Below are 26,679 nucleotides of genomic sequence, written 5' to 3' on the forward strand. Positions count from 1 at the left end.
GCGCCCGGTGCGCTTGTCGACCACCTGGCAAGAGACGCCGAAGCCGGCCAGTTCCGCCGCGAGCGCGAGCCCGGCGGGTCCGGCGCCGGCGATGAGCACCTGGGGGGACGGTGGCATCTTCTGACTCCTTCGCAACGGCCGGACCCGCCGCACGGGCAGTGCGCGGGGCGCGATACCACGGCAGGCGCGGGCCGGTCCGGGACCACGGGGCCGCTTCACGTCGGGATGACGGCCAGTTAACGGGCGGGTGGGAAGCGGGCGCAACCACGCTGAGAACGAGGTAAGAGACGTCGGAGAGCGAGGGCCCGCAGATGAGACCGGATCGAGCACCGGATTGAGAACGGCGCGTCCTAGCGTGACGACCGATCACCTGCTGCACCCGCAGTCCTGCCCGCAGGGAGGAGTTCCGCCATGACCGCGCGTCCGCCGGAACCGAGCCGTACACCGGCCGCCCCGGCCGCCACACACCCATCGGCTGCCCTGTCCCTTGCGGAATCCCCCGCCGTACCCGGGCGTGAGGACCTGGAATCCCTGTTGACCATCCGCCACTTCGAGAATCTGCTGCTGCGGATGTTCGCCGAGGGAAGACTCAACGGCACCACGCACACCTGTCTCGGACAGGAGTACGTGCCGGTCTCCCTGGCCCCGCTGCTCGCCGGCGAGCACGTACTCAGCAACCACCGGGGCCATGGCCACTACCTCGCCCTATTCCGGGACCCCGCCGGACTGCTGGCGGAGATCATGGGGCGCGCCGGCGCGGTGTGTTCCGGCGTGGGCGGCAGCCAGCACATCCGCCGAGACGGCTACCTCTCCACCGGCGTGCAAGGGCAGAGCCTGCCGCTCGCCGTCGGCATCGGACTGCGCTGCAAGCGCACGGGATCCGGCCGGCTCGCCGCCGCGTTCGTCGGCGACGGCACCTGGGGCGAGGGAGCGGTCTACGAAGCACTCAACATGGCCGCGCTGTGGCAGGTGCCGGTCCTGGTGGTCGTCGAACACAACGGGATCGCCCAATCCACCCCAACGCGCGCCCAGATGGCCGGTTCGATCGCCGACCGGGTCGCCGCCTTCGGCATCGACTTCGTGGAGATCACCGGTCACCACGTACCGGAGATCCGGGAACGGCTCACCCCCGTGGTGCGCCGGGTCCGCGAGGAACACCGCCCGGCGGTCGTTCAGTTCACCACCCACCGGCTGGGCCCTCACAGCAAGGGCGACGACACCCGCGACCCGGCGGAGGTGGAGCGGCTCCGAGCCGGCGACTGGTACCGGGAGCTGACCGGTCGGCTGGGCGCGCCGTTCCGGGAACTCGACGCGCGCATCCGGGCCGACTTGGAAGAGGTGGCCCGCGAGGTGGAGGCGCGGCCGCCCTCCACCTGGACGAGGTCCGGTCCCGCGGGCCCGAGGACGGAGGACCGATGGCCGAACTGACCGAGCCGACCGACCTGAGCGGACTGACCTGCCTCGTCGCCGAGGTGCTCCAGATACCCGCCGACGAGGTGACGGAGGAGACGGGGACCGCCACCACGGCGGCCTGGACCAGCCTGCGACACGTCCAGATCGTCTCCCGCGTCGAGCACACCTACGGCATCCGGCTCACCGCCCGCGAGGTGCGCCGCTGCCGGAGCGTCGGCGCCCTGCGCGCGGCGCTCACCGCGAAGCGAGGGACGCCGTGACCCGCCCCGCGCCCCGCGTGGTGGAGGCGCTCAACGCGGCCCTGCACCGCCTGTTCGAGGAACGGTCCTCACTGCACCTGCTCGGTGAGGACGTGCGTGACCCGTACGGCGGCGCCTTCAAGGTGACCCGCGGTCTGTCGGCCCGCCACCCGGACCGGGTGCTCTCCACCCCGATCAGCGAGGCGGGCATCACCGGCGTGGCGGGCGGCCTGGCGCTCGCGGGCGACCAGGCGATCGTGGAGATGATGTTCGGCGACTTCGCCGCGCTCGCCTTTGACCAGATACTCAACCTGATCTCCAAGTCGGTGACCATGTACGGCGACCGGTTGCCGATGCCGGTCGTGGTGCGCTGCCCCGTGGGCGGCAACCGTGGTTACGGTCCCACACACAGCCAGAGCCTCCAGAAGCACTTCCTGGGCGTGCCCAACCTGGCGCTGTACGAGACGAGTCCCTTCCACGACCCGTACGTCCAGCTTGCCGAGGGCCTCGACCGGGGACCTGCGATGCTCTTCGAGGACAAGGTCCTCTACACCCGGCGGATGTTCCGCGACGGGGTGGTGGACGAGCACCACCGATACGCGCTGTGGGGCGGGTCCACCGGCTGGGCGCACATTTCCCCCGTGGACGGCACCACCGCAGACGTGGTGCTGATCTGTCCGGGCGGCACCGCGCACCGGGCCCTTGACGCCGCGCGGCTCCTGCGCGCCCGGGGGATCGCCGCGCACGTCCTGGTCCCTGCCCGGCTCTACCCGCCCGACCTGGAGCCGGTGCTGCCGCTGCTGGCGGACACCCGGCTGGTCGCCGTGGCGGAGGAGAGCACCGAGGGCGGTACCTGGGGCGCCGAAATCGCCGCCCGGGTGCACACGAAGATCTGGGCGCAACTGCGTTCGCCCGTCCTGTTGCTGAACTCGGCCGACTCGGTGGTGCCGACCGCACCGCACCTGGAGGCGCGGGTGCTGCTCGGCGCGGAGCTGATCGCCGACGTGATCGAGGCCGGCGTGGCCCGGTCCCTGCCGCCCCGCACGCCGGCCGCCCTGCCGCCTGCCGCCCCGCTCGCGGCCGTCGGGCCGGAGATCGCTAAAGCGGAGGCCGGTGAGCCGGCAGCCGCCGCTGCGCAGAGCGCCGAGCCGGCGGCCGGTGTGCCGGTCGCCGTTCCCAAGCTCAACAACAACGACACCGCCTACCTCGTGCTCCGGTGGTTCGCCGACGACGGCGCGCACATCGACGAGGGAGACCCGCTGGTCGAGCTGGAGACCTCCAAGGCGGTCGAGGAGATCGCCGCACCGGCTGCCGGACATCTGCGGGTGTGCGCCGCGGAAGGCAGTGAGGTCGGCGTCGGGGAACTCCTCGCCGAACTCCTCGCCGAGCCGTCCGCCGCCCCGGAACCCGCTGCCCCGGCGCCCGGCACCCCTGCGCCCACTGCCTCCGTCGAGCGCGCCGCCGTCCCCGGGCCCGCGGCCGCGCCCCCTCTCGCCCAGGAGCCCGGCCCCGACGTCCGCACCCACGTGCTCGACCGGGCCCAGCAGGGGACCGCCGCGGTGGTCACCCGCGCCCACCGGGAGGTGCCCGTCGCCTTCGCCGCGGTCGAGGTCGCCGTGGACGCGGTCCTGGCCAGGCTGCGCATCTTGTCCGACGAGAGCGGCGCCGAGGTCGGACTGCCGGAGGCCGTGGTCAAGGCCGTGGCCGCCGCGCACCCCGCCTTTCCGCACCTGTTCGGCACTCTGGTGGACGAACGGACCGTGCGGCTCGCCGACACCGTGGACATCGGCGTCACCGTGGACGCCGGGAACGGCCTCTACATCCCCGTGCTGCGGGACTGCGCCGTCCGTTCCCTCGCCGCTCTCTCCGACGACCTCATGGACTTTCGGCTGAAGGCATTTCGCGCCGAGTTCACCGCGGGTGAGCTGTCCGGCGGCTCTTTGAGCGTGTCGCTGAACACCGAACCAGGTGTCCTGTTCGTCCAGCCGATCGTCATGGCGCCGCAGCTCTGCATGGTCTCGGTGGGCGGCCCGCTCACCCGGCTCGTCCTCGAGGACGGGGTGCCCGCCTCCACCACCGTGGTCACCCTCGGACTCGCCTACGACCACAGGGTGGTCAACGGCCGGGACGCGGTCGCCTTCCTGCGCACCGTCGCGGACGCCCTCCACGACGCGGAAAAGCTCGTCGAACTGGTCGACCCGCAGTGAGGACGTGACGTGGAGGCACCGTGACAGAGCCCTGCCCGGACCGGTCCGACTCCAGCGGCCCTGCGGCCGCTGGAGCAGTCAAGTGAGGAGTTTTCGTGGCGTACGGGTTGACCGCCTTCGGCACGGCGCTCGGCGAGGAGACCGCCGTCAAGGACGTGGTGGCCGATTACACCGAGGACGTCGAGCGCGTCCTCGGATACGGATACGACTACATCCACCGGGCCGAGCCCGGCACCAGCGTCACCGACCTCGCCGTCGAGGCCGGGCGGCGGGCCCTGGCGGGGGTGAACCCACGCGAGGTGGACCTGCTCGTCCTCGCCCTCACCGACCTTGCCGACCATCTGTACTGGGACGCGGCTGCCCGGGTCCAGTGGGAACTCGGCCTGAGCCGGGCCGAGGCCGTCCTCGTCGACCAGGGCTGTGCGGGCGGGGTCACCGCCTTCGACACCGTCGCGGGACGCTTCGCCACCCATCCCGGCTACGGCACGGCCCTGGTCGTCGGCGCCAACCGTACCGTCGAGGTGTACTGGAACCGGCTGGACACCCACTCGCTGCTGTTCTCCGACGGGGCCGCCGCCGCCCTCGCCGTACGCGACGCGCCCACCCTGCGCTGGCGGGCCTCCTACGCGGAGACCGACGGCCGGTACGCCGACTTCTTCCGGATGGACGTCGGCGGCGCCAGGCAGCCCTTCGTGCCCGGCGCCGAGACACCCTCCGTACGGGACTTCTGGGACGTGGTCGAACACTTCCAGCACGACGCCGAGCGACTGGCCGCCTACGCCGAGGAGATCGACGACCGCACCGCGCGCGCCGTGCACCGGGCCTGCCGTCAGGCCGGATGCGCCGAGGAGGACCTGGCCTGGCTCCTGCTGCTCAACGACAACGCCCGGGTCCTGGCGGCGCAGGCGGAACTGATCGGGGTACCGCTGGAGCGCACCAACACCCGGCTGGCGCGCCGGCACGGCCACTTCGGCGCCGCCGACCACCTGTTCTCCCTCGCCCGCACGTACGAGGCCGGGGAGCTGTCGCCCGGGGACCTCGTGGCCCTCGCGACCAACGGCCGGGGCATGCACTGGGCGTGCGCGATCCTCCAGTGCTGACCACGGCCCGGCCCTGTCCGGGGAGCCCTCTCCCGCCACCGAACAGATCGGAGTGACACGCTATGAGCCGTCAACCCGCCCGGCGCGCCAGGGCGGCCGCCGCGCTGGTCTGCGCCTGCCTCGGGCTGGTGTCCTGCGGGGCCGAACCCGACTCGGCCGTGCGGGCCTCCGACGCGGCCGACACCCCGCGTGCAAGGTGTTGCGGCCGCTGGCCGTCGAGTTCGGCCTTGGGGAGCCCTCGGTGAGCCAGATGTCCGGGGAAGGCTGTACCGCACACAGCCACGAGTTCGGCACCCTCACCGTGCTGCTGCGGGACCGGCCGCTGGAGGACACGGCCACCGGGCAGGGCGAACGGAACACGATGCGCTTCGGCGACCACGACGCCGTGATGCTGATGGGTTCGCTGGACGGCGTCTGCAAGATCTTCCTGGACGCGGGGGAGAAGAGCACCGTGGAACTGCGGCTCGGCCGGACCACGGCGATGACCCCGCAGGTGTGCACCTCACTGAAGAAGGCGACGGCGAAGGTGGCCGACGGGCTCGCCCCGCAGCCGCCGGCCTCCGCGTCCGGCTGACCAGACTGAAGGGGACCGGGGGTGGCGCTGAACGCGCCACCCTCGGTCGCATGTCCCGCACGGCTCTCCGCCGTACGGTGTCACGCACCGCCTCACTCCAGCGCCCGGGTGGTGGCGGCCAGGGAGGCTTCTCCGAGTGAGGCGACCCCGAGCGCGGGCGGTCGTGTGCCGTCCGGTCCGTCGGCCGCCGGCCCCGGCAGGCCGTGGGTGCGGTCGATGACCCGGACCGTCGCCGGCCCCGCACCCAGCTCCAGTTCCAGTTCCGCGCCGGTACATGACGGATCCACAACTCCCACGGGGCGTCACCGGCCGGGTCGTCGGCGTACTGCCCGGGCACCCCGGACAGGGACCAGCCGCGGACGGTGGTCCCGCTGACGAGAACCACCAGGTGGTCGGCGCCCCGCCTGGACGCCGCCGTCACCTGGACCCGCCGTCCGCCGCCCGCCGTGTCCGCGAGGACCCTCGTGGTGACCCGGGGGCCGGGCAGCGGGTACGCCTCGGCCGCCGGGCCCCGCCGGACCGGCACCCGCCAGCCCGGCCAGAGATCCGCCACCGAGCCGCGCTCGGCGTCCGTGGGCAGGAAGTCGTCGCTCCAGTCGTCCGCCGGGACCCCGCTGATCCAGTGGCCCGTACGCCGGTCCGCGTCCCACAGGTACAGAAGGTCGGCCCGTACCGGATTCTCGGGTCCCCGGGCCAGCAGCGCGACGCCCGCCAGCACGGTCGTCGCGACCACGGCGGCGGTCACCGGCAGCAGTCGCGGCAGGACCGGCAGCACCCCCGGCAGCAGCGCCGTGAGCAGCGCCGCCACGGCCACCGGCGCGGCCACGAGGCCCAGGCCCAGAGCGTTCGTGAGCAGCGGCACGAGCGGGAACACCAGCGGGGCGGCCGGTACCGTGCCCAGGGCGGCGGCCAGCACCCGGCCCCCCGCCGTTTCCCCGGCCCGCGAGGTGAGCACAGCGGCGGCGGAGAGCAGCCCCAGTGTCGGCCAGACGAACACATGGCTGCCGCCGGGCAGCAGCACCGCCGACACGACGGACAGGAGGATCCACAGCAGCACGGCCCCGGCCACTTGCGCCCGGGCGCCGGCCCACCGCTTGGCGATCAGCGCGAGCGCGCAGCCGACCGTCAGGGTGAGCGACAGGAACCCGATGAGGGCCGGGCCGTGACCACCGATGTCGTAGTAGTGGGCGAACTCGGGGTGTCCCGACGCGACCAGGGGCGCCAGGCCGAACGCGGCCCCGGCGGCGAGCACCAGCTGCCCGAGGGCGACGGCGAACCCCCGCAGGACGGCACCCATGGTGAGCGCGCCGCGCGTCTGGAGCCGCAGCAGCAGCGCCAGGCCGAGCCCGGCCGTCGCCAGCGCGGCGGGCAGCGCCGCGCCCAGCGGGTAGGAGACGAACCATCCGCCCGCCCGGAAGTACGCGGAGTCCCCGACCGGGGTGTGCGTCAGGTCTGCCGAGGCGAGTGCGCGGGCCAGACCGAGGGCCTGCTCTCCCTGGTGCTGGACGGTGGCCGGGTCCACCCGGTCCGGGGTGTCACCGGTGCCGTGGTAGTGGGTGTAGCCGTCGAGATGGGCCAGGTTCAGGCCCTGATGCCCGGCTTCCTGGAACACGGTGAAGTCGGTCAGGTTGGGCATGTAACGGTACGCGGCGTCCAGCAGCGAGTCGGCTCGTGCGTCCGGCGCCGACTCGGTCAGGGTACGCACCAGCCAGCCGGCGTCCGGTCCCGTCTCGAACATGAGGCTCGGACCCTTGCTGCCTCTGGCCTCGAAGTTGAGGACCACCGTGTCGGGCGGCAGCGTCCCCGGTCCGGCCACCAGGGCCTGCGCGCCGAGCAGTCCGCTCTCCTCGGCGTCGGTGAACACGAAGAGGACGTCGTTGCGCGGGGACGGCCCCTCCAGCAGCGCACGGGCCGTCTCCAGCAGCACCGACACCGGGACCCCGGCGTCGTTGGCGCCGGGCCCCGCCTCGGTGGAGTCGTAGTGGGTGACCAGCGCGACAGGCCGGGTGTTCGCGGTGCCGGGAACGCGGGCGACCACGTTCCGCAGCCGCAGGTCGGCGTAGCGGGAGTCGGCGCCGATGGGGGAGAGATCCGGACGGTGGGACGCCGCCGCCCCGGTGTGCACCCGGGTGTCGAGGCCCAGCGCGGTGAGGGTGCGGACGATGTACTCCCGGGCCCGGGTGTGCGCGGCGGAGCCGCTGGGCCGGGGGGCGGTGGCGATCTCCCGTACGTGCGTGGCGGCGCGGGTCGCCGAGAAGGTGTCGGCCGGTGCGTCCGGCCCCCGGGCGGCGGGCATCCTGCTGTTCCAGGCGACCAGGGAGAGACAGAGTGCGGCGAACACGGCGACGGCGGCCGGGAAGACCCAACGCCCACCGGTGGTGCGTTTTGTCCCTTCCGGACCGGCCTGGCCGATGCGGGGGTGGCAGGGGCTATCGTGGTCTCCCTCACCAGGGCGTGAATCGCTCAGGCGGGCGGGCGTGGACCCGTTCCGGTTCTCGGGGCGGGAGCCGCCCGCCTCGCCGTCATACCGCCTGAGTGCCATAGACCGAGCACTCCTCGTCCGGCCGGAACGCGTCGGGCACTCCCGCGCCCTCCCGCCCGGAAGGGGGGAGCGTGTTGCGGTCCACCACGTCCTGTCCGGCAAGGGCTCCGAGCTCCGTTGCGGCGCGTTGCCGGGCGTGGTCGCGCACCAGCGGGTTGAACGAGTAGAGGGGGCCGTCCGGCGCCCGGTGCTGGGTGACCGTGAGTAAGTGCGCGTTGACCAGGGTGTCCAGCAGTCGTTGGGTGTCCTCGCCGGGGCGGTCGGAGACGGCGGAGGCCATCCACTCGGGGACGGCGTCCACGTCGCACATGCTGAGCCGCAGCCACAACCGGTAGGCGAGCGGCGACAGCTGCTTCACGGTCGAGTCGAGCCGCGCCCCCATGTCCAAGGAGCCGATGGAGAGTTCGGCGATCCGGTCCCCCTGCGTCGCCAGGCGGTCGGTGAAGCTTCGCAGGGTGCAGTGGGGGCGGGCCCGCAGCCGCGCTCCCGCGGCCCGGATGGCGAGCGGCAGGTGTCCGCAGAGCTGAACGATCCGCCGGGCGCTGTCGACCTCGGCGAACACACGCTCCACAGCCGCTAGGGAAGCGAGCAGGTTCAGTGCCTCGTCGGTGGGCAGCCCGTCGACGCGGTACTCGATCAGGCCGGGGATCTTCAGCAGACTGGCCCGGCCGGTGCACAGGACCGCGCTCTCGCCGCTGGGCAGCAGAGCCTCGTAACGCGTGGACTCCGCCATGTCGTCCAGGACGATCAGCAGCCGTTTGCTGGCGGTGATGCTGCGGAACAGCGCGGCACGGGCGGCGAGACCCGCGGGGATACGCTGTTCCGGCACCCCGAACGCGTCGAGGAAGCCGTTCAGCACCTCCTGCGGGTGCACGGGGTCGGTGTGCCCGCGCAGGTCGGCGTACAGCTGGCCGTCGGGGAAGTGCTGCTGGAGGGCGAGACCCGCGTGGATCGCGAGGGCGGTCTTGCCGGCGCCGCCGCATCCCGCCAGCGCCACCACGCGTGGTTCGCCGCCCGCGCGCAGGTCCGAGGTGATGCGCTGGAGCAGGTCGCGCCGCCCGGTGAAGTCTTTCGTGCGGGGCGGTAGTTGAGCCGGTACCTTGGCGCCCGACCAGGGCTGGTGCGCCACGACGGCGGGCGGCGGGGCGATCGGCTCACCGGCCAGGATCTTCTGGTGCAGTTCCTGCAGTCCCGTGCTCGGCTCCAGTCCGAGATTCTTGATCTGAGCCAGGCGGCTGTTGCGGTAGACGGCCAGCGCCTCCGCACGACGCTGGGACTGATACAGCGCGGTCATCAACTGGGCGCACAGCCGCTCGCGCATCGGATATTCGGCGACCAACGGTTTGAGCTCGCTGATGAGTTCCGCGTGCCGGCCGAGGGTCAGCCCGATGTCGAGCCATTCCTCGAGGACGGAGAAGCGGCGCTCCTCCCAGTGCGCGGCCACCGCGTAGGTCAGCGGCCCGGAGATGTCGGCGAGCGGCTGGCCCCGGTAGAAGGCGAGCGCCCGCTGGTATTCGGCGGAAGCGGACTCCAGGTCGCCGGCGGCCGTCAGCTCCCGGGCTCGGCGCACCGCTTTTTCGAACGCGTGTGCGTCGAGATCTTCCTCGTCGAGCCGTATGCGATAGCCGCCCTGTTCGGTCTCTATCAGGTCGACCGGCGCACCGGCCGCGGCGAATGCGTTCCGCAGCCGCCAGACGCAGGTCTGGATCTGCTTGTCCGCCGTGGCGGGCGGCGCGGAACGCCATACGGCGTCGATGAGTGAATTCACCGGGACGACGCGGTTCGCATTGAGCAGTAACGCTGCCAGAACAGTCAACTGTCGATTTCGGCCCACGCGAATCGGCTTACCGCGGACGGCTGCTTCCAATGGCCCGAGAATGCGAAAGAAAACATCGCGGAAGTTGCCCTCGTTCCCCTCGCCTGGACGACCTTTGTCGAGAGTTGAAAAATCATTGTGGAGCGGCAAGGTCACCCTTCAGGTGACGGACTTATCGCGTCGCAGCCAATGGGGAACCCTACAGAACTCCAGTTGTCGTGTCTATACCCAACTCGAACGCCAGTATTGGGTTACCTTGGCCGAGTCTTTTCGGTAGCGGTGCAAGAGATTGGCGTGTGCCATGAAAGAGGGAGAATGGCTGGAACGGAACGGTTTACGGGAAACGGTTGTCGACCATGCCCGTTCGGGCGTCGGTCGTGTCCGTATGGCTGGGAACAGACATGGTGCGAAGAGCCAGTGCGTCCACCTTTCCGCCCGGTGTTCGCGGAAGGCGCGGCACTATGGCGATGTGGTGAGGGCGCATCTGCTCCGGTACCGACTCGGCGATATTCCCCTGCAACTCCGGCACGGTCGCACGGGATCCCAACACCACGAAAGCGACAAGTTGTTCAGTTGGGCCCTCCTGCCGCAGCAGCACCGCGCACTCGGTGACGGCCGGATGTCTGCGGACCGCCGCCTCGACCTCACCCAGTTCTATCCGGAAGCCGCGCACCTTCACCTGGTGGTCCACTCGGCCCAGGATGCGCAGCCGGCCGTCCTGTCCCCACAGCCCGCGGTCCCCCGTCCGGTACAGCCGCCCGCCGGGCCGGTACGGATCGGGCAGGAACCGCTCGGCCGTCAGTGCCGCACGGCCGTGATAGCCGCGGGCGACCCCCGGCCCACCGAGCCAGATCTCGCCCGGCACCCCGGGCGGGACCGGCCGCAGCCCGCCGTCGAGCACGTACGCCTGGTACCCGGGCACCGGACGCCCGATCGGGATGCCCGCGCCGGTCGCCTCCGCCGGACCGCAGCGGTGCGTGGTGGCCCATACCGCGCACTCGGTCGGCCCGTAGTCGTTGAACAGCGGCGCCTGCGGGCACAGCCGCAGATGCTCGGCGACGATCTCCGGGCCGAGCGGCTCCCCGCCCACGGCCACCATCGAAAGCCGGCCGAGCGCCTCCCGGCCCGCGACCTGGAGCACGATCCCGTAGTGCGAGGGCACGGCGTGGACATGGGTGACGGCCGCGGACTCCAGCAGATTCCGCAGCGCCATCGGGTCGTGTGCCTCGTGCTCGGTGGGCAGTACCACCGCGCCCCCGGAGGTCAGCGCCCAGAACATGCCGCCCGCCGCCCCGTCGAAGCACAGCGGCGGCAGTACGAGGTCCCGGCCGGGCGGCGGGCCGGCCACCGCACGGGCCGCCGTGGACGCTACGATCGCCCGGTGATGCACGCCGATGCCCTTGGGCGTCCCGGTGGAACCGGAGGTGTAGATGACGTACGCCAGGTCGTCGGGGGTGACCGGGCTGCCCAGCGGGGTGCCGGGCAGCCCGGCCGCCTCCCCGCCCGCGAGCACCGGCACCGGCACCGCGTACTCCGGCTCCTGGCCGGCGAGCAGCACCACGGCCCCCGAGTCGTCGAGGATGCGCCGGACGCGCTCGGGCGGATACGTCGGCTCGATCGGGACGTAGGCGGCACCGGCCTTCAGAGTGCCCAGCATCGCGGTCACCGACCAGGCCGCGCGCTCGGTAAGCAGCGCCACGAGCCCTCCGGGACCGACCCCGGCCGCGCGCAGCAGGCGGGCCACCCGGTTGGCGTCCTCGTCCAGCCGTCCGTAGGTCAGTTCGGTCTCCCCGCACCGCACGGCCGGCGCGTCCGGGGTCCGCGCGGCGTGCTCCTCGACCAGCGTGTGCAGGCAGACGGCGGGAACAGCCGCCTCGGCACCGCGCGACCACTCGGTGACCGCGGCCCGTTCCGCTGCCCCGGCGGCGACGATCCCGTACACCGGCCGGTCGTCGAGCAGCTCCTCCAGGACGGCGAGCAGCCGCGCAGCGAACGTGGTGACGGCGCCTTCCTCGTGCAGACCGGTGTCGTAGTCCATCCGCAGCCGGTCGTCCTCCAGCAGGACCATCAGCCCGTGGTGGGCCACCGCGTCCGGCGGCCGGACCGCCGACGCGGTGTACGCGCCGACCCGCTCCGGCTCCGATACTCCGCATGGGGACACTGCGAGCGCCGCGTGGAACCCCGGGTGGACCGGCACACCCGAGGCGAGCGCGTGCCCGCCCGCGCGCAGTGCGACGGTCCCGGACACGCTCTCGGCCACTCGCGGGGTGACCGCCACGGGCGTGTCGGACGCGACGACGATCCCCGTACCGGGCGCGCTGCCGCAGCGGACCAGCAGCACCGCCAGGGCCACGGCCAGCGACGCCTCCATGGGTACACCGGCGGAGCGCAGCCGCGCGGCGGCCCGCCCGGCCGGGACCCGCACCGTTCCCGCGTACCCGGAGGCCCGGTCACCGCCGGCCGGCAGACCCGACGGCCCGCGTCCGGCGGCCCCGGACTGCCCGTCCGCCGGCCCGGCGGCCGCCCGTGACAGGCCTTCAGGCCTCGTGCCGACCGCCGGGAACGACGCGTCGTCCGTCAGCAGCCACCGCATCACCGCCGCCGGGAGCAGCGTGTCCTTGGTGACCACCACCAGCAGGGACCGCTCCTCATCGAGCTGGGCCAGCAGCACGCGGCCCGGGCCCGGTTCCGCCTCGGCGGCGGCCGTCTCCTCACGGATCAGTTCGCCCCACTCCTCACGGTCCGTCCCGACGCTCCCCGGGCCGAGCACCGTGAGCGGAACCTCCTGACCGCCGCCCGCGCCCCGGACCCGCAGCGCCCCCGGATCGAGCGGGCCGTCGACCACCCAGCAGCCGGAGGCGAGACCGGCGCGGCCGCCCGCGGGCACGCCGGCCGGACCGGCCGGAGGACCATCCACCGGGCTGGCCGCCGGGACAGGCGTGCGCACGGACCGGGACACGGGCGACCCAGGCATGTTCGTTCCCTTCAGGTGTGCTGTCGTGGTGAGGCGACCGGACGGGTCCCGCCCGGTCGCCTCGGTGTGTTCACAAGCCGTCAGAGCAGTACGCGCTCCGCCGGCGACTTCCGGTGGGCCCGCGACTTGCGCAGGTCCCGGGTGACGACCGCCTTCTTCAGCCAGCGGTCCGTGCCGTCGAACCGGGCCTTGAACGCACCTCTGCCGTGCACCACCCGGTAGTTGTCGATCACCAGAAGGTCACCGGGGCTCAGCACCACGTCGGTCAGGTTCCGCTGCAGCTCCGCAGTGAGCGCCTCCAGCGCCGCCGCCGCCTCCGGATCACCCGGCAGCGGCGACATGAACGCCGGGTCGATCCGCAGGTACGGCCGGTCCGGGTGCCCGAACAGCACCGCGCACGGCTCCGGTTCGTCCTGCATCAGCTGCACCGCGTGCGGGCTTCCCCGGTCCGCGGTGAGCGTTCGGGCGTGCCGGAGGTGCTCGGTGTCCGGCCGGATCAGGAACCGGGGTTGGCTCAGCACCTCCCGGTGCTCGTCGGCAAGCACCACCTCGTCCACCCCGGCCACGCCGGTGGCCACCGCGTCATGGTTCCGCAGCCCCAGCAGGAGCAGATAGTCGCAGCGGTACGGGTGGAAACCGTCCTCCGTGTGCCAGGCCAGCTCCACCGTGCCGTGACCGCTCTGGTCGTTCTCGTGCGACGGAACCGGCAGCACGTCGTGCACCAGCCGCCCGTTCTGGAGCGTCGACCAGCCGAAGATGTCACCGAGGTGCGCCGTCGCCAACGTCAGGAACACCTCGTGCACCTCCGACTCCGGCTCCCTCGGCGGTTCCCGCCAGTCCAGCGGCGTCGGCCCCAGCCGGCGGTCGTCCACCGGCAGGCCGCGCACGACCAGGCAGGACGCCTCTTCGGCGGTCCGGAACTGCCGCAGCTTTCGGATCAGGCGCGGGGGCATCCGGTGGGCCACCAGCGACAGGTCGTCCAGCAGGGACGGGGCACTGCTCGCCCCGTGGTCCCGCAGGACCGAGCGGGTCAGTTCGTCCAGCGCAGCCGCCTCGGCCGCGTCCAGGTCCACGTAGCGGATCATCGGTCATCAGCTCCCGGTCGGTCCCTGTGGGAGCGGTCTCGTGCCTTCACGAGCTCTCCTTGTCTGACGGTCAGTTGACGGATCCCTGCGGAACGACGAGGTCCTCGGGCGCGGGCAGGTAGCCGCCGTCGACCAGGAACCGGAAGCAGGCGTGGGCCCACTCCTCGGTCACCGGAGGGCAGCTGATGCCCGACCCCTCGAGAGCCTCGGTCAGCACCCGGCACTCGTCCTGCGGGTCGATCTGCTTCTGCAGTTCCGGGTCGAGCGCGGCGTGCCGCATCGAGGCGACCCGCAGCAGCGGGGTCATCGGGAACAGGACGTGGTCCTCGTCGACGTTCAGCGCCCGCTGCCGGGCCTCCTCCTCGTCGATGACGTTGAGGTCGTAGCCGAACGACCGCAGCCACTGGTAGCACTGCGTCATCGTGGTGGGCGCCGGGTTCGTGATGTTGAAGTTCTTTCCGAAGTTTTCCTCCCGCAGCGAGGTGTGGACGATGGCCTGTGCCGTGAAGTCCACCGGCACCGCGTTGATGACATCGTTGTAGAGGGGCAGCACCCCGAGGTCGAGGAAGCCCCGCAGGTACACGTACAGGTAGTCGGTGTGGTGCGAGGCGCCCGTCTGGGTGTGGCCGGTGATCATCCACGGCCGCTGCACGGTCACCGGGATGCCCCGGTCACGGGCCAGGTAGACGATCCTCTCGGCCAGCCACTTGCTGCGCGGGTAGCCGGTGGGTATGCGGATCGGACGGCTGTCCAGGTCCTCCTCGGTGAACGGCCGCTCCGCCCCGGTGCCCATGAACACGTCCACACTGGACACGAAGTGGACCGACTTGAGCGTCGTGGTCGTGGCGAGCCGCAGCACCTCCTTGGTGCCCTCGACGTTGGCCGGCCGGGCGGCCTCGTACGGGTAGGTGAAGTTGACTACCGCGCCGCTGTGGTAGATCACGTCCAGCTCGGCCGCGGCGGCGGCGAACTCCTCGTCGCCCAGGCCGAGCCGCGGCTTGGCCAGGTCACCGACCACCATCCGCATCCGGGACCGGTAGGACTCGTCCCACGTGTGGTACTTGCGGAGCGTGGCCTCCATCCGCTCCCAGGCCTCCTCCTCGTTCTCCGCCCGGACCAGGCAGTGCACGAGCGCGTCCGTGCGCAGGATCAGCTCCGCTGCCAGGAACGCGCCCAGATATCCGGTCGCGCCCGTGACCAGCGCGTGGCGCGGCGCGAACCACTCCGAGTGCGGCAGATCCCCGGGGGTAATCTCCTCGGGCAGCGTGATCTCCGCGTGCAGCTCCTCGAGCTGCTGCGCGTACAGGACCTCGCTGTCCACGTTGTCCCGCTGCCGCCGGTCCTCCTCGATGGCCGCGGCGACTCCGGCCACCGTGGGCACCCGGAAGATCTGCTCGACCGGCAGCGTCACGTCGTGCGTCCGGGAGAGCTGCGCGGTCAGCCGCGCCACCAGCAGCGAGTTCCCGCCGAGCTCGAAGAAGTCGGCCACCGCGCTGACCTTGGAGACGCCCAGCAGCGAGCAGAACGTCTCCGCGATCTCCGCCTCCAGCTGCGTCCCCGGCTCCACGAAGTCCTCGATGCCGAGGTCCGGGGCGGGCAGCGCGGCCGTGTCGATCTTGCCGTTCGGGGTGAGCGGCATCCGCTCCAGCGTCACGAACGCGCTGGGCACCATGTAGTCCGGCACCTGCGCCAGCACATGCTTGATCAGGGTCTCCTTGGTTACCACCCGGCCCACGACGGGGACCACGTATGCCACCAGGCGCGGCACGCCCGGCTGGTCCTCGCGGGCGATCACCGAGGTCTCGGCGACCAGCGGGTGGCGCAGCAGGACGTTCTCGATCTCGGTCAGCTCGATCCGGAAGCCGCGGATCTTGACCTGGGTGTCGGCCCGGCCCAGGAATTCGATGCTGCCGTCCTGCCGGTAGCGGGCGAGGTCCCCCGTCCGGTACAGCCGGGCACCAGGCTCCTCGGAGAACGGGTCGGGCAGGAAGCTGCCGGCCGTCATCCCCGGCCGCTTGACGTAGCCGCGGACCACACCGCCGCCGCCGATGTACAGCTCACCGGGGACACCGGGCGGCACCGGGTTGAGCCGCTTGTCCAGCAGATGAATCCGGGTGTTGGGGATCGGGCGGCCGATCGGCACCCGGCCGGACTCGGCGTCCTCGGCAGTCACCGGGTGCACCGACGCCCACACGGTCGCCTCGGTGGGACCGTACTCGTTGAACAGGGCCACGCCGGGGGAGCGCCGACGGTGCGCCTCGACCAGGCTGGGCGGCAGCACCTCACCGGCCAGCACAGTCGTCCGCACGGAGGGGAACGGCTCCGGCTCGGTCTCCAACAGCACCGAGTACTGCGAAGGCACCCCGTCGACATGGGTGACGCCCTTGTCCCGGATCAGCGCACCGAGCAGCCGCGGGTCCAGCACCTCCGCCTCGGAGGGCACGACCACCGTGCCGCCGCGCATCAGCGTCCAGTACAGACCGCCGCCCGACGCGTCGAACGTGAACGGGGCCAGCACTAGGTAGCGCTCCGGCAGCCCCGGCTCCTCGAGGATCGAACGGGCCAGTGTGGAGTGCGTGATCTGCCGGTGCTCCACCGCCACACCCTTCGGGCGGCCGGTGGACCCCGAGGTGTAGATGACGTAGGCCAGGTTGTCCGGCTCGATCTCCACGGCCGGCCGTGTCACCGGGCCGTCCGGATCGGCGGTCGGCACCGCCACCCGCTCCAGGCCCGCCGCCTTCCCGTCGAGCCCGTCCAGCGTCGCCTGGTCGCCGACGAGCACGCGGATCCCGGCCTCCTCCGCGATCGACGCGATACGGTCGACCGGGTACGAGGGGTCCAGCGGCACGTACGCGCCACCCGTCTTCAGCACACCGAGCAGCGCGACCATCGTGTGCACCGACCGGTCGGCCAGCACGCCGACCAGGGACTCCGGGCCCGCGCCGAGTCCGGCGAGCCGCGCGGCCAGCGCCTCGGCCCGCGCCTCCATGGAGGCGTAACTCAGCTCCGCCGTGCTCGACGTGAGCGCCGGTGCGTCCGGACGGGACGCGGCGGCCTCCGCGACCAGCTCGTGCAGCAGCTGGGGCCCGGTGCGCTCGGTCGCCGTGGCGTTCCACGCCTCCAGCCGCTCCCGGTCCTGCCCGGACAGCAGCGACAGGTCGGACAGCGGACGGTCGGGCTCCGCGGTCGCGGAGTCCAGGAGCAGCAGCATCCGGTCCAGGAACTGCTCGACGGTCGCCCGGTCGAACAGCGAGGTGTTGAAGTGGGCCCGCAGCGACAGTTCCCCGTCGCGGCGCACCGCGTACAGGTCGATGTCGTGCGGGGTCCACGTCACCGGCAGGTCGAGCCGCCGGGCGGTGACCCCGGGCAGCTCCCGGCTGCTCCACTCCTCCTCGAAACCGAACAGCACCTGGAACAGCGGGGTGCGGCTGAGGTCGCGCGTTGGGTGCGCCGCCTCCACGATCTGCTCGAACGGCAGCCGGGCGTGCTCCAGGGCTTCGTCCAGGGCGGAGTCGGTCCGCCCCAGCAGCGTGGCCAGGGATTCACCGGCGTCCAGATCGAAACGCACGGGCAGGGTGTTCTCCAACGGGCCGACCAGGTCCTCGGCGCCCTCCTGCCACGACGGCGGCACGGGCACACCGACGGCGAACGTGCGCTGCTCGGCGTGGCGGGACAGCACCGCGGTGCAGCCGGCGAGCAGCAGCCGGGACAGCCGCCGTCCCGTACCGGACGAGAACGCCTCGAGCCGGTCCTGCAGTTCCCGCGGCACGGGCACCGTCACCACGTCCGCGTCGATGGTCTTCACCGGCGGCCTCGGCCGGTCGGCGGGCAGCTCGAGGGCGCTCAGGCCAGCCGTACGGTCGCGCCAGTACTCGATGTCCTTCTCGGCGTCGTCGCCGGTCAGCCAGGCGCGCTGGGCGGCGGCCAGCGCCTGCGGCTCGGCTGCCGGCCCGGCGGCCTCCTCCCCGCTCCCGCCGAGCAGATGCGCGTACCCGGTGAGCACCTCGTCCGTGAACAGCCGCACCGAGCGCCGGTCGGCCACGAGCTGGTGGGCCGTCAGCAGAAGGACGTGGTCCTCCTCACCGAGCCGCAGCAGACTCGCCCGCACCAGCGGGCCCTGTGCCAGATCGAACCGGCGGCGCGTCTCGGAGGCCGCTATGCGCGCCAGTTCTTCGTCGAGCCGGTCCGGGTCCACCTGGACCACCGGCAGCCGTAGCGACGCCACCGGCTTGACGGTGGCCAGCGGGTGGCCGTCCACCGTGCGGAAGGTGGTACGCAGTACCTCGTGGCGCTGCACGGCCGTCGACAGCGCCTGCTGGAGTACGGCCGCGTCGGTCTGGCCGGTCAGCCGCACGGCGACGCTCGTCTGCCAGGGCCGCTTCTCGTCCAGCTGGATCAGCAGCCACAACCGGCGCTGCTCGAGTGTCAGGTTGCTGGTGACGTTCGCGGAGGCGTCCAGGAGGCCCGCCAGGAGCGCGCGCTTCTCCTCGGATGTCAGGGAACTGATCTCGTGCTGCCCGCTCATTCGGTGGACTCCCGTCCTAGTGTCGGATGCGATCAGGCGGAGCGCTCGCGGACCGAACGCGGACGCATGTCGGTCCACACCCGCTCGATGTGCTTGAGGCATTCCTGCTTGGTGCCGGCCGGGCCGGCGGCGGCCCAGCCCCCGGGCACCGCCCGGTCGGCGAACCAGATCGAGTACTGGTCCTGTTCGTTGATGACGACCTGGAAGACGGTGTCGGCGTCGTCGATACCCATGGGGCCTCCTCGTGGTGTGTCGGATGACCGGTCCGGATGCGCCGGTCAGTTCAGATGGCGAAGGAGCTGGTCGATCTCGTCGTCGGACATTCCGGCGAGTTGGGCGAGCAGCGCCTCGTCGGCGGTCGGTCTGCGGTCGCGGGCCCGTTCGATTTCCTCGATGGCCGCTGCCAGACCGGCCGGGGTCGGCAGACGGAAGAAGTCGCGCACCGGCACCTGCAGACCGAACTCGGCCCGGACGCGGCTCAGCATCTTGGCAGCGAGCAGGGAGTGCCCGCCAAGCGCGAAGAAGTCGGCATGCACACCGATCAACGACAGCCCGAGCACCTCCTGGAAGAGGGACAGCACCCGGCGCTCCACCCCGTTGCGGGGCGGCACCTGCGCCACCGGCTCGCGCGGTGCCTGCGGGGGCGGCTCCGGCAGGGCGCCCCGGTCGATCTCGCCGCCGGGACCCAGCGGCAGTTCGTCCAGGACTCCGAAAACGGCAGGGACCTGGTGGCCGGGCAGCGCGGACCGGACCCGGCTCCGGACGGCGGCGGTGAACGCCTCACGCTCCGCCTCGGTGCCGGCCGGGACGGTGCCGTCCGGCACCAGCCAGGCGACCAGATGGCTCTGCCCGGCATCCGTGGTCACGGCCGAGGCCGCCACCCCCGAGGACCCGTTGAGCACCTTCTGGACGCTCGCCGCCGGGACGGAGCGGTCCCCGGCGAACAGCCGGCCCTCACCGGGCCCGACCACCTCAAGGGCCCCGTCCCCGGCCCGGCGGCACCGCAGCCCCGCCGGCACGGCGGTGCCCGCCCCGTCCGTGACGAACAGCTCGCCGACCAGACCGGCGGCCACGGGCCTGCCCAGGACGTCCAGCACACTGCGCACCACACCGGCGGGAGCCGGTCCCAGCCGGCGCCCCCGCCCCTCGTCCAGCGGGGCGAGCGCGACCGGGGCCGCCACCACCCCTGGGCCGGGGCGGCCCAGGAACACGGTGCGGCCGGTCCGTGCGAGCATGTCCACCAGATCCGGCGCCAGCACCTCACCGACACACACCAGCCGTGCCCCCGGCGGGGGCTCACAGCCTTCGGTGAGCACCCTCCGCCAGGTCGGCGGATCGGCCAGGACGAACGCTCCGGGCGGCCCCGGAGGAGCCAGCTGCACCCCTGACAGCATCAGGCTGCGGGCGTGCGTCAACGCCATCAGCAGATCCACCGGTGACGGCGGGGAGCCCCCGTCCAGCAGCACCACGTCGTCCTCCGAGGTCACCGACAGCCGGTCCGCGACGGCCATCACCGCGGCGGCCAGCGCCCCGTGCGACAGCGCAGCCCCCGCGCCCCCCGGGTCCGTGTCCTGCGCCGACCAGGCCGGCGCGTCCGGCCCCGACGGCCCGGTGTCCACCGCCGGGTCGAACCGCGGACCGGTTGTGATCAGCCAGCCGCCGTCGTCCTCCTCGGCCCGCCGTACGAAGGCGCCCGCCCGGTCGTGCCGCAGTCCGTACCCGGGCACCGCGCCGACCTCGAACACCGCGAGCAGCACGGCGACCAGCGCCGCCGACGGCACCGGGGGAGTGGTCACCCGCACGTCCGGCCCGGCGATGCCCTCTGCGCGCAGCCGGCCGGCCAGATCCGACGCCCACTCACGCAACTCGCCCAGCGTCAGCACGGCGTCCGCCGACGACAGCACCACACTGTCCGCGGGACGTTCCGCGAGCAGCTGCGCCACGGTCGCCCCCGCCGCTGGCCCGGCCGCGTCCGGTTCGCTCACGGCCGGCGCCGGGGCCGCGCCGACGGCCAGGGGCAGAGCCTCCACCGGGACCGCCGGGTCCCGCAGCGCGTCCGTCAGCACCAGCCTGTGCAGCTCCACGATCCGGGCCGCCGTGGCCTCGTCGTACAGGCCCCGGTCGTAGTCCAGCTGCAGCCGCAGCCCGTCCCCGTCCGGCAGCACCGTCAGCCACAGGTCGAACTTGGCCGCCGTACGGGTCAGTTCCACCGGCGTCATCGTCAGACCGGGCAACCCCACCTCCGCTGGAGGGGTGTTCGGCATGGAGAACATCACGTCGAAGAGCGGGTTGCGCTCAAGGGCACGGGTCTGCCGCATCTCCTGCACCAGTCGGTCGAACGGCATCCGGTCGTGCGAGAAGGCGCCGACACACGCGTCCCGCACCACCGCGGCCGCCGTCCCGAACCCGCCGGACAGCGGCAGCCTGGCACGCAGCACGAGGGTGTTCGCGAAGAACCCGACCAACCGCTCCGCGTCCGGATGGTGCCGCCCCGCCACCGGCGTGCCCACCACGACGTCCTCCTGGCCCGTCACCCGGGCCAGCGTCGCCATGAAACCGGTGAGCAGCACCATGAACAGCGTGCCGCTGGACCGCTTGGCCAGCTCCTCCAGCGCGGCCGTCGTCATTCCGTCCAGGCGCTCCTCCACCCGTCCGCCGTCCCCGCCACGCCCCTGCTCACGGGGGCGGTCCACCGGGAGCTGCAACGGCGCCGTACCGGACAGCGTCCGTCGCCAGTGGGCGATCAGCTCGTCCATCCGTCTCCCGGCCAACTGCTCGTCCAGCCAGCCGACATAGTCGGCGTACTGCACCGCCGGCTCACCGAGGCCGGCCTCGCCGTGCTCGCGCAGCCCGCGGTAGGCGTCGGCGAGGTCCGCGTAGAACACGTCCATCGACCAGCTGTCGCACACGAGGTGATGAATCGTCACGATCAGCGTGTGCCGGTCCGGAGCCTCGCGCACCAGGACCAGTCGCAGCAGCGGCGGCGCGTCGAGCGTGAACGGCGCCGACGCCTGCTCCCGCGCCAGCGACTGCACCCGGTCCTCGACCGCACCGGGCGACAGGCCCGCGCAGTCGACCACCGGCAGCGACACCAGGGCCTCCGGCAGCACCAACTGGTGCGGATCGCCGTCGACCAGGCCGACCCCGGTGCGCAGGCACTCGTGCCGCGCTACCACCGCGTTCACCGCCTGCTGGAGCAGCACGACGTCCAGCTCACCCGTCAGCCGCACCGCGCTCACCACGTTGTACGCGGCGTTGCTCGACGGGTTCAGCTGGCAGACGAACCACAGACTGCGCTGCGCCGGCGCGGCCGGGAGCACGAAGTAGTCGCTGTAGTCACGGGACTCGCCGCTGCCGACACCGCCGGCGTACGAGGAACTGCTCACTGGGTTCCCGCCTCCCTCGCGGCCGATACGCCGAGCGCCGCCCCGATGTGGGCGACGACGCTCTTCTCGTGGTCCTGGACGAAGTAGTGACCTCCGTCGAACTCGTGCACGGAACAGTCCGCCGAGGTCTGCCGGGCCCAGCCCGCGTCCCCGTCCCGCACGAGCGGGTCCCGCCTGCCGCGCAGCACCCGCACCGGCACCGGCAGCGGCGGGCCCGGCACGTACTGGTAGGTCTCCGCCAGGGTCAGATCGGCGCGGATGGTGGGCAGCATCAGCGTGACGAGTTCCTCGTATGTGGAGAGGTCCTGCGGCTCCATCCCCTCCCAGGCCCGCAGCCGCGCCAGCAGCTCCGCGTCCGGCAGATGGTGGACCCGCTCCTGGTCCGCGTACTGCGGGGCGTCCCGGCCGGACACGAACAGCGCAGAGGGCAGGGGCAGTTCCAGCTTCCCGAACCGCCGCAGCACCTCGAAGGCGACCAGCGCGCCCATGCTGTGCCCGTAGAACGCGTACGGCCGCCCGGTCAGCGGTGCGAGCGCCGGCGCCAGCGCGTCCACCAGCGCGGTCATCTCCAGGAATGGCCGCTCCCCGAGGCGTACCTCACGGCCCGGCAACTGCACCGCCGTGATCTTCAACGCGGACGTGTACCGCTGCCAGTTCTGGAACATCGCCGCGCTGCCCCCGGCATGCGGAAAACACACCACTTCGCTGACCGCATCGGTGACGTCGCCGAAGGATCGGAACCAGCGGGAACTCGGTCGGGTCGGGCGCACCTCTACCTCCATGAGAGATGGCGAACGCAGAACGCGTGAATGCGGTGGACCGGTACCGGACCCGGCAAACTCCCACCGGTTCACGGAACGGAAATCAATAACCGCCGACCTTATTCGTACCAGTTCCCTCGGAGGACACTCAACGACCCCATGACCGACTGAGAAGTGAGCGATAAGAAAGTGAGAGCCTAGTGAGAGACAGCGCACTTTTAATTGCTTCGGCGCCGGAGTGTGCCGCCGTCATACCGACCTGTCAACGAGCCCGCACCCTCCGATGCGCGATCCGCCGATCCGACACCGGGCCGCCCGCGGCCGAGGGAATGGAGTCAGCCGATGCCGAGCCCAGCTCGCCCCACACTGGTGCACACCCTCGTCACCCACGCCGCCACCCGCGGCGACCAGACGGCCTACGAGTACCTGCACGACGACGGGCGAGTGGACAGCCTCACTTACCGGCAACTGCTGACACGAGCCGCCAAGGTGGCGCCGCGACTGCGCGCCGACTCCGGGAACAAGGGTCCCGCCCTGCTGCTCTACCCGCCTGGCCTGGACTTCGTCGTCGCCGTCTGGGCCTGCTTCCTCGCCGGGGTCCCCGCCGTTCCCGCCTACCCGCCGATCTTCGGCTCCACCGACCGCATCGTGGCCCGTTTCACCCGGATGATCGAGGACTCCCGGGCCGGCACCCTGCTGGCCGACCCGGACGTGCTCGGACTGCTCACCGTCGGCATGAGCCCCGAGGCCATGCCGCGCGTCCTCACCCTCGACGACGCCGACGCGACCGCGGGCGGGAACCCTGACGTGGACGTCCTGGCCGACCTGCTGCGCACCGCCGCCGCACCCGAGGACCCCGCTCTCATCCAGTACACCTCGGGCAGTACTGGACAGCCGAAAGGCGTCGTCCTGGAACACCGGAATCTCCTCGCCAACATCAGAGCGATTACCGACGTATTCAAACTGGACGAAACCGCCCGCGTCGTCTCCTGGCTTCCGCCCTATCACGACATGGGGCTCATCGGATTCGTCCTCACGCCCGTCCACGGGGCGTTTCCGGTCCGATTGATGTCGCCCGTGCATTTCCTCAAGAATCCGCTCGCCTGGCTGCGACAGATCAGCGAACTCGGCATCACCCACACCGGCGGACCGAATTTCGCCTACGACCTGTGCAACCGGCGCGCCGCCACGGCCGACCTCACCGGACTTGACCTGAGCACCTGGCGCCTCGCCTTCAACGGCGCCGAACCGATCCGCCCCGCGACCCTCCAGCGGTTCGCCGACCGCTTCGCCCCTCACGGCTTCCGCCCCGAGGCGTTCCTGCCCTGCTACGGCCTGGCCGAGGCCACCCTCATCGTCACCGGACACCACTGGACCGGACCCGACGACGGCGTGGACGAGGACGGCCGCGTCGACTGCGGCCCCGTCATCGACGGACACACCCTCGTCCTCGTCGACCCCGACACCGGCACACCCGTCCCCGAAGGCGCCGAGGGCGAGATCTGGATCAGCGGCCCCAGCATCAGCAACGGCTACTGGAACAGCACAGGCACCCCGGCCGGCGAATTCTTCGGCGTCCTCGACGGCACCCGCCGTCTGCGCACCGGCGACCTCGGCCGGCTGCGCGCCGGACACCTCACCGTCACCGGCCGCCGCAAGGACGTCCTCATCCAGAACGGCGTCAACCACCACGCCCACGACCTGTGTTCCGCCGCGATCGAGGACAACCCCGCCGTACGGCCCACCGCCGCCGCCTTCGCCGGATCCGACGACGAGGTCGTCATCGCCGTCGAGGTCGCCGACCGCAACCACGACACGGCAGCCCTCGCAGCCGACATCCGCACCCGCGTCCTCACCGCCACCGGTGCCCGCGTCCACACCGTGGTCCTCTGCCCGCCTCGCACCATCCCCCGTACCACCAGCGGGAAGGTCCAGCACTCCTTGGCCCGCACCCGCCACCTCGAGGGCACCCTCGGCGGAACCGCGGTCACCGCCACACCGGCCACCGCCACGGCCGAGGACACGGAACTCCTCACCCTCTTCCTCTCCTCCCTCTTCGCCGCCATCTGCCAGGTCCCCTCCTGCGGACCCGACGAGACCCTCGCCGCCATGGGCGGGGACTCCCTGCGGGCCGCCGAGATCGCCGCCGTCGCCGAGGACGCCCTCACCCTCGAGGTACGGGTCGAGGACGTGCTGCGCGCCCAGACACCCCGAGAACTCACCGCCCGCCTCGCCCGCCGTTGGGCCGACGACCAGCTGCCCTACACCGACGCACTGGAACGCGTCAGGACCTTGATGTCCCACGACTGACGCCGCCGGCACCCGGCCCCGGCAGCCAAGCCGCCGACACTCACCCTCGGCAACCCAGCGGAGAACCACGTCCGGTGACCACACGGAGGACGACACCTGTGTCCGACAACCTTCAGGTATCCGCCGACCTCGGCCGCGACCTCCTCGCCCGCTGGCGCGCCCGCACACCGGACACCACCGCACCCGCCGCCCCCCAGGCCAACCCCATCCAGCTCGGCCTCCGGCTGTTCGAGGAGATCAACCCGGGCACCGCCGCCAACATCCTGCGCTACGACGCCGAAACCGACGGCCCCCTCGACACCGACCGCCTCGCCACCGCCCTGCGCACCCTCGCCCACCGGCACGCCGTGCTGCGCACCACCTTCCCCGACGGGGACCGCACCCTGTGCGCCGTCACCGCGGAGACCGAAGCCGTACCCGACCTCACCGTCACCGACCTCTCCGACCTCGACACCGACGCCGGCCACACCCGGGCACACGCAGATGCGGACGCACGCGCCGCCGCCCCCATGGACCTCGCGACCGGCCCGCTCTGGCGCGTCGCCGTCTGGACCCTCGCCGACGGCACCACCCGGATACAGCTCCTCGCCCACCACATCGTGGCCGACGGCTGGTCCCTCGGCGTGTTCCTCGCCGAACTCGACGCCCTCTACGCCGGCCGACCCCTCGGCCCTGCCACCCCACTGCCAGAGGTCCCCGCCACCCCCGGCCCGGCCGACCTCGCCGCCTGGCGCGACCGCCTGGCCGACGCCCGACCGCTCGCACTGCCCACGGACCAACCTCGGCCGAACACCCGCCGCTTCCGCTCCGGCCACGTCGACGTCACCGTGGACGCCGACCTGATGGGCCGCGTACAGGATCTGGCCCACAGCAACGCGATGACACCCTTCATGGTGCTGCTCACCGCCTTCCATCTGACGCTGGCGCGGACGGCCGGACACTCGGACATCACCGTCGGGTCACCCATCGCGACCCGTGAACGCCACCGAGCGCCGGGAGCCATCGGCCCCCTCGCGACCATGCTCGCGCTGCGCACCGACACCACCGGTGCCCGCACCGTCCGTGAGGCGCTCCACACGGTCCGGGACACCTGCCTCGACGTGTACAGCGGCGCCCACGTGCCCATCGAGACGGTGGCGGAGCAGCTCGGCCGGCGGGGCGCCGCCCTGTTCGACGTCCTCTTCGTGCTCCAGCCGCGTCCGGCCGAGGCCCGCTTCGGAGACCTGCCAGCCCGGCCGATGGTGATGGCACCCGTCACCATCCGCAACGACGTCGAGCTGTACCTCTTCCAGGGCGACGACGGCGTCACCGGCTTCCTGGCCTACGACACCGACCTGTACTCCGCCGACACCGCCACCCTCCTCGCCGACCGCTTCCTCACCGCTCTCTCCGTGTTGGTGGAGTGCCCGGATGCAGTGTTGGCTGAGGTGGATGTGCGGTCGGTGGGGGAGCGCGAGTGGATGGGTGCGGTGTCGGCGGGTGCGTCGCTGGCAGGTGGGGTGGCGGGCCGGGTGGAGGAGCTGGTGGAGGGGGTGGTTGACCGTCTGGGTGGTGCGGGTGTGGCGGTGCGTTGTGCGGGTGAGGTGTTGTCGTTCGGGGAATTGGAGGAGCGGGCGAACCGGCTGGCGTGGGGTTTGCGTGGTGCGGGGGTGGGGCCGGGCGACGTGGTGGGTGTGTTGTTGCCCAGGTCGGTGGACCTGGTGGTCGCCTTACTGGGTGTGCTGAAGTCGGGTGCGGGTTATGTGCC

15 protein-coding genes are annotated in these 26,679 nt (G+C 72.2%); 6 read left to right on the forward strand and 9 right to left on the reverse strand.

Going from position 1 to position 26,679, the window contains the following annotated elements:
• A partial coding sequence (locus DIZ27_RS40630; protein WP_146229084.1) for an FAD-dependent monooxygenase occupies nucleotides 1–117 on the reverse strand: 117 nt, incomplete at its 3' end.
• Nucleotides 118–411: 294 nt separating this feature from the next.
• Between DIZ27_RS40630 and DIZ27_RS40635 the strand changes: the two genes are divergently transcribed.
• The 4 genes from DIZ27_RS40635 (at nucleotide 412) to DIZ27_RS40650 (ending at nucleotide 4,959) form a co-directional block, all read left to right on the forward strand.
• Entirely contained in the window at nucleotides 412–1,428 is a 1,017-nt protein-coding gene (locus tag DIZ27_RS40635) for a thiamine pyrophosphate-dependent dehydrogenase E1 component subunit alpha (protein WP_109383359.1), read from the forward strand.
• Nucleotides 1,416–1,673, forward strand: a complete 258-nt coding sequence (locus DIZ27_RS40640; RefSeq protein WP_109383360.1) for an acyl carrier protein — start codon at nucleotides 1,416–1,418, stop codon at nucleotides 1,671–1,673. The genes DIZ27_RS40635 and DIZ27_RS40640 overlap by 13 nt, the downstream gene beginning before the upstream one ends.
• Nucleotides 1,670–3,859 (forward strand): 2-oxo acid dehydrogenase subunit E2, encoded by a 2,190-nt coding sequence (locus DIZ27_RS40645; RefSeq protein ID WP_109383361.1) that lies wholly within the window; start codon nucleotides 1,670–1,672, stop codon nucleotides 3,857–3,859. The genes DIZ27_RS40640 and DIZ27_RS40645 overlap by 4 nt, the downstream gene beginning before the upstream one ends.
• A gap of 95 nt (nucleotides 3,860–3,954) precedes the next feature.
• A complete protein-coding gene (locus tag DIZ27_RS40650; protein WP_109383362.1) occupies nucleotides 3,955–4,959 on the forward strand; it encodes a 3-oxoacyl-ACP synthase III family protein in 1,005 nt (334 codons plus the stop codon).
• A 296-nt stretch (nucleotides 4,960–5,255) separates the two neighbouring features.
• Here DIZ27_RS40650 and DIZ27_RS40655 read toward each other — a convergent pair whose 3' ends face one another.
• The 8 genes from DIZ27_RS40655 to DIZ27_RS40690 all read right to left on the reverse strand — a co-directional run bounded on the left by DIZ27_RS40655 (nucleotide 5,256) and on the right by DIZ27_RS40690 (nucleotide 22,631).
• Complete coding sequence (locus tag DIZ27_RS40655; protein WP_146229085.1) at nucleotides 5,256–8,075, reverse strand: M28 family peptidase; 2,820 nt, start codon at nucleotides 8,073–8,075, stop codon at nucleotides 5,256–5,258.
• A complete protein-coding gene (locus DIZ27_RS40660) occupies nucleotides 8,056–9,891 on the reverse strand; it encodes an AfsR/SARP family transcriptional regulator (RefSeq protein ID WP_258308808.1) in 1,836 nt (611 codons plus the stop codon). Before DIZ27_RS40660 ends, DIZ27_RS40655 begins: the two co-directional genes overlap by 20 nt.
• Nucleotides 9,892–10,225: 334 nt before the next feature.
• A complete protein-coding gene (locus tag DIZ27_RS40665) occupies nucleotides 10,226–12,865 on the reverse strand; it encodes an amino acid adenylation domain-containing protein (protein ID WP_146229086.1) in 2,640 nt (879 codons plus the stop codon).
• A gap of 80 nt (nucleotides 12,866–12,945) precedes the next feature.
• Nucleotides 12,946–13,950 carry a guanitoxin biosynthesis L-enduracididine beta-hydroxylase GntD gene (gntD, locus tag DIZ27_RS40670; RefSeq protein WP_109383366.1) on the reverse strand — a complete coding sequence of 335 codons (1,005 nt, stop codon included), beginning with the start codon at nucleotides 13,948–13,950 and terminating at the stop codon, nucleotides 12,946–12,948.
• 70 nt (nucleotides 13,951–14,020) lie between these two features.
• Nucleotides 14,021–18,475 (reverse strand): non-ribosomal peptide synthetase, encoded by a 4,455-nt coding sequence (locus DIZ27_RS40675; RefSeq protein ID WP_109383367.1) that lies wholly within the window; start codon nucleotides 18,473–18,475, stop codon nucleotides 14,021–14,023.
• A gap of 32 nt (nucleotides 18,476–18,507) precedes the next feature.
• A complete protein-coding gene (locus DIZ27_RS40680; RefSeq protein ID WP_109383368.1) occupies nucleotides 18,508–18,708 on the reverse strand; it encodes an MbtH family NRPS accessory protein in 201 nt (66 codons plus the stop codon).
• 45 nt (nucleotides 18,709–18,753) lie between these two features.
• Nucleotides 18,754–21,861, reverse strand: coding sequence for a condensation domain-containing protein (locus DIZ27_RS40685; RefSeq protein ID WP_109383369.1), 3,108 nt, complete (start codon nucleotides 21,859–21,861; stop codon nucleotides 18,754–18,756).
• A complete protein-coding gene (locus DIZ27_RS40690) occupies nucleotides 21,858–22,631 on the reverse strand; it encodes a thioesterase II family protein (RefSeq protein WP_109383370.1) in 774 nt (257 codons plus the stop codon). Before DIZ27_RS40690 ends, DIZ27_RS40685 begins: the two co-directional genes overlap by 4 nt.
• A 333-nt stretch (nucleotides 22,632–22,964) precedes the next feature.
• Here DIZ27_RS40690 and DIZ27_RS40695 point away from each other — a divergent pair, with 333 nt between their 5' ends.
• Together DIZ27_RS40695 and DIZ27_RS40700 are read left to right on the forward strand one after the other, a co-directional pair.
• Entirely contained in the window at nucleotides 22,965–24,932 is a 1,968-nt protein-coding gene (locus DIZ27_RS40695; protein ID WP_109383371.1) for an AMP-binding protein, read from the forward strand.
• Between the two features lie 98 nt (nucleotides 24,933–25,030).
• On the forward strand, nucleotides 25,031–26,679 hold a 1,649-nt coding region (locus tag DIZ27_RS40700; RefSeq protein ID WP_181383942.1), incomplete at its 3' end, for a condensation domain-containing protein.

This window comes from Streptomyces sp. NWU339, assembly GCF_003143855.1.
In the GTDB taxonomy this organism is placed as follows: Bacteria; Actinomycetota; Actinomycetes; order Streptomycetales; family Streptomycetaceae; genus Streptomyces.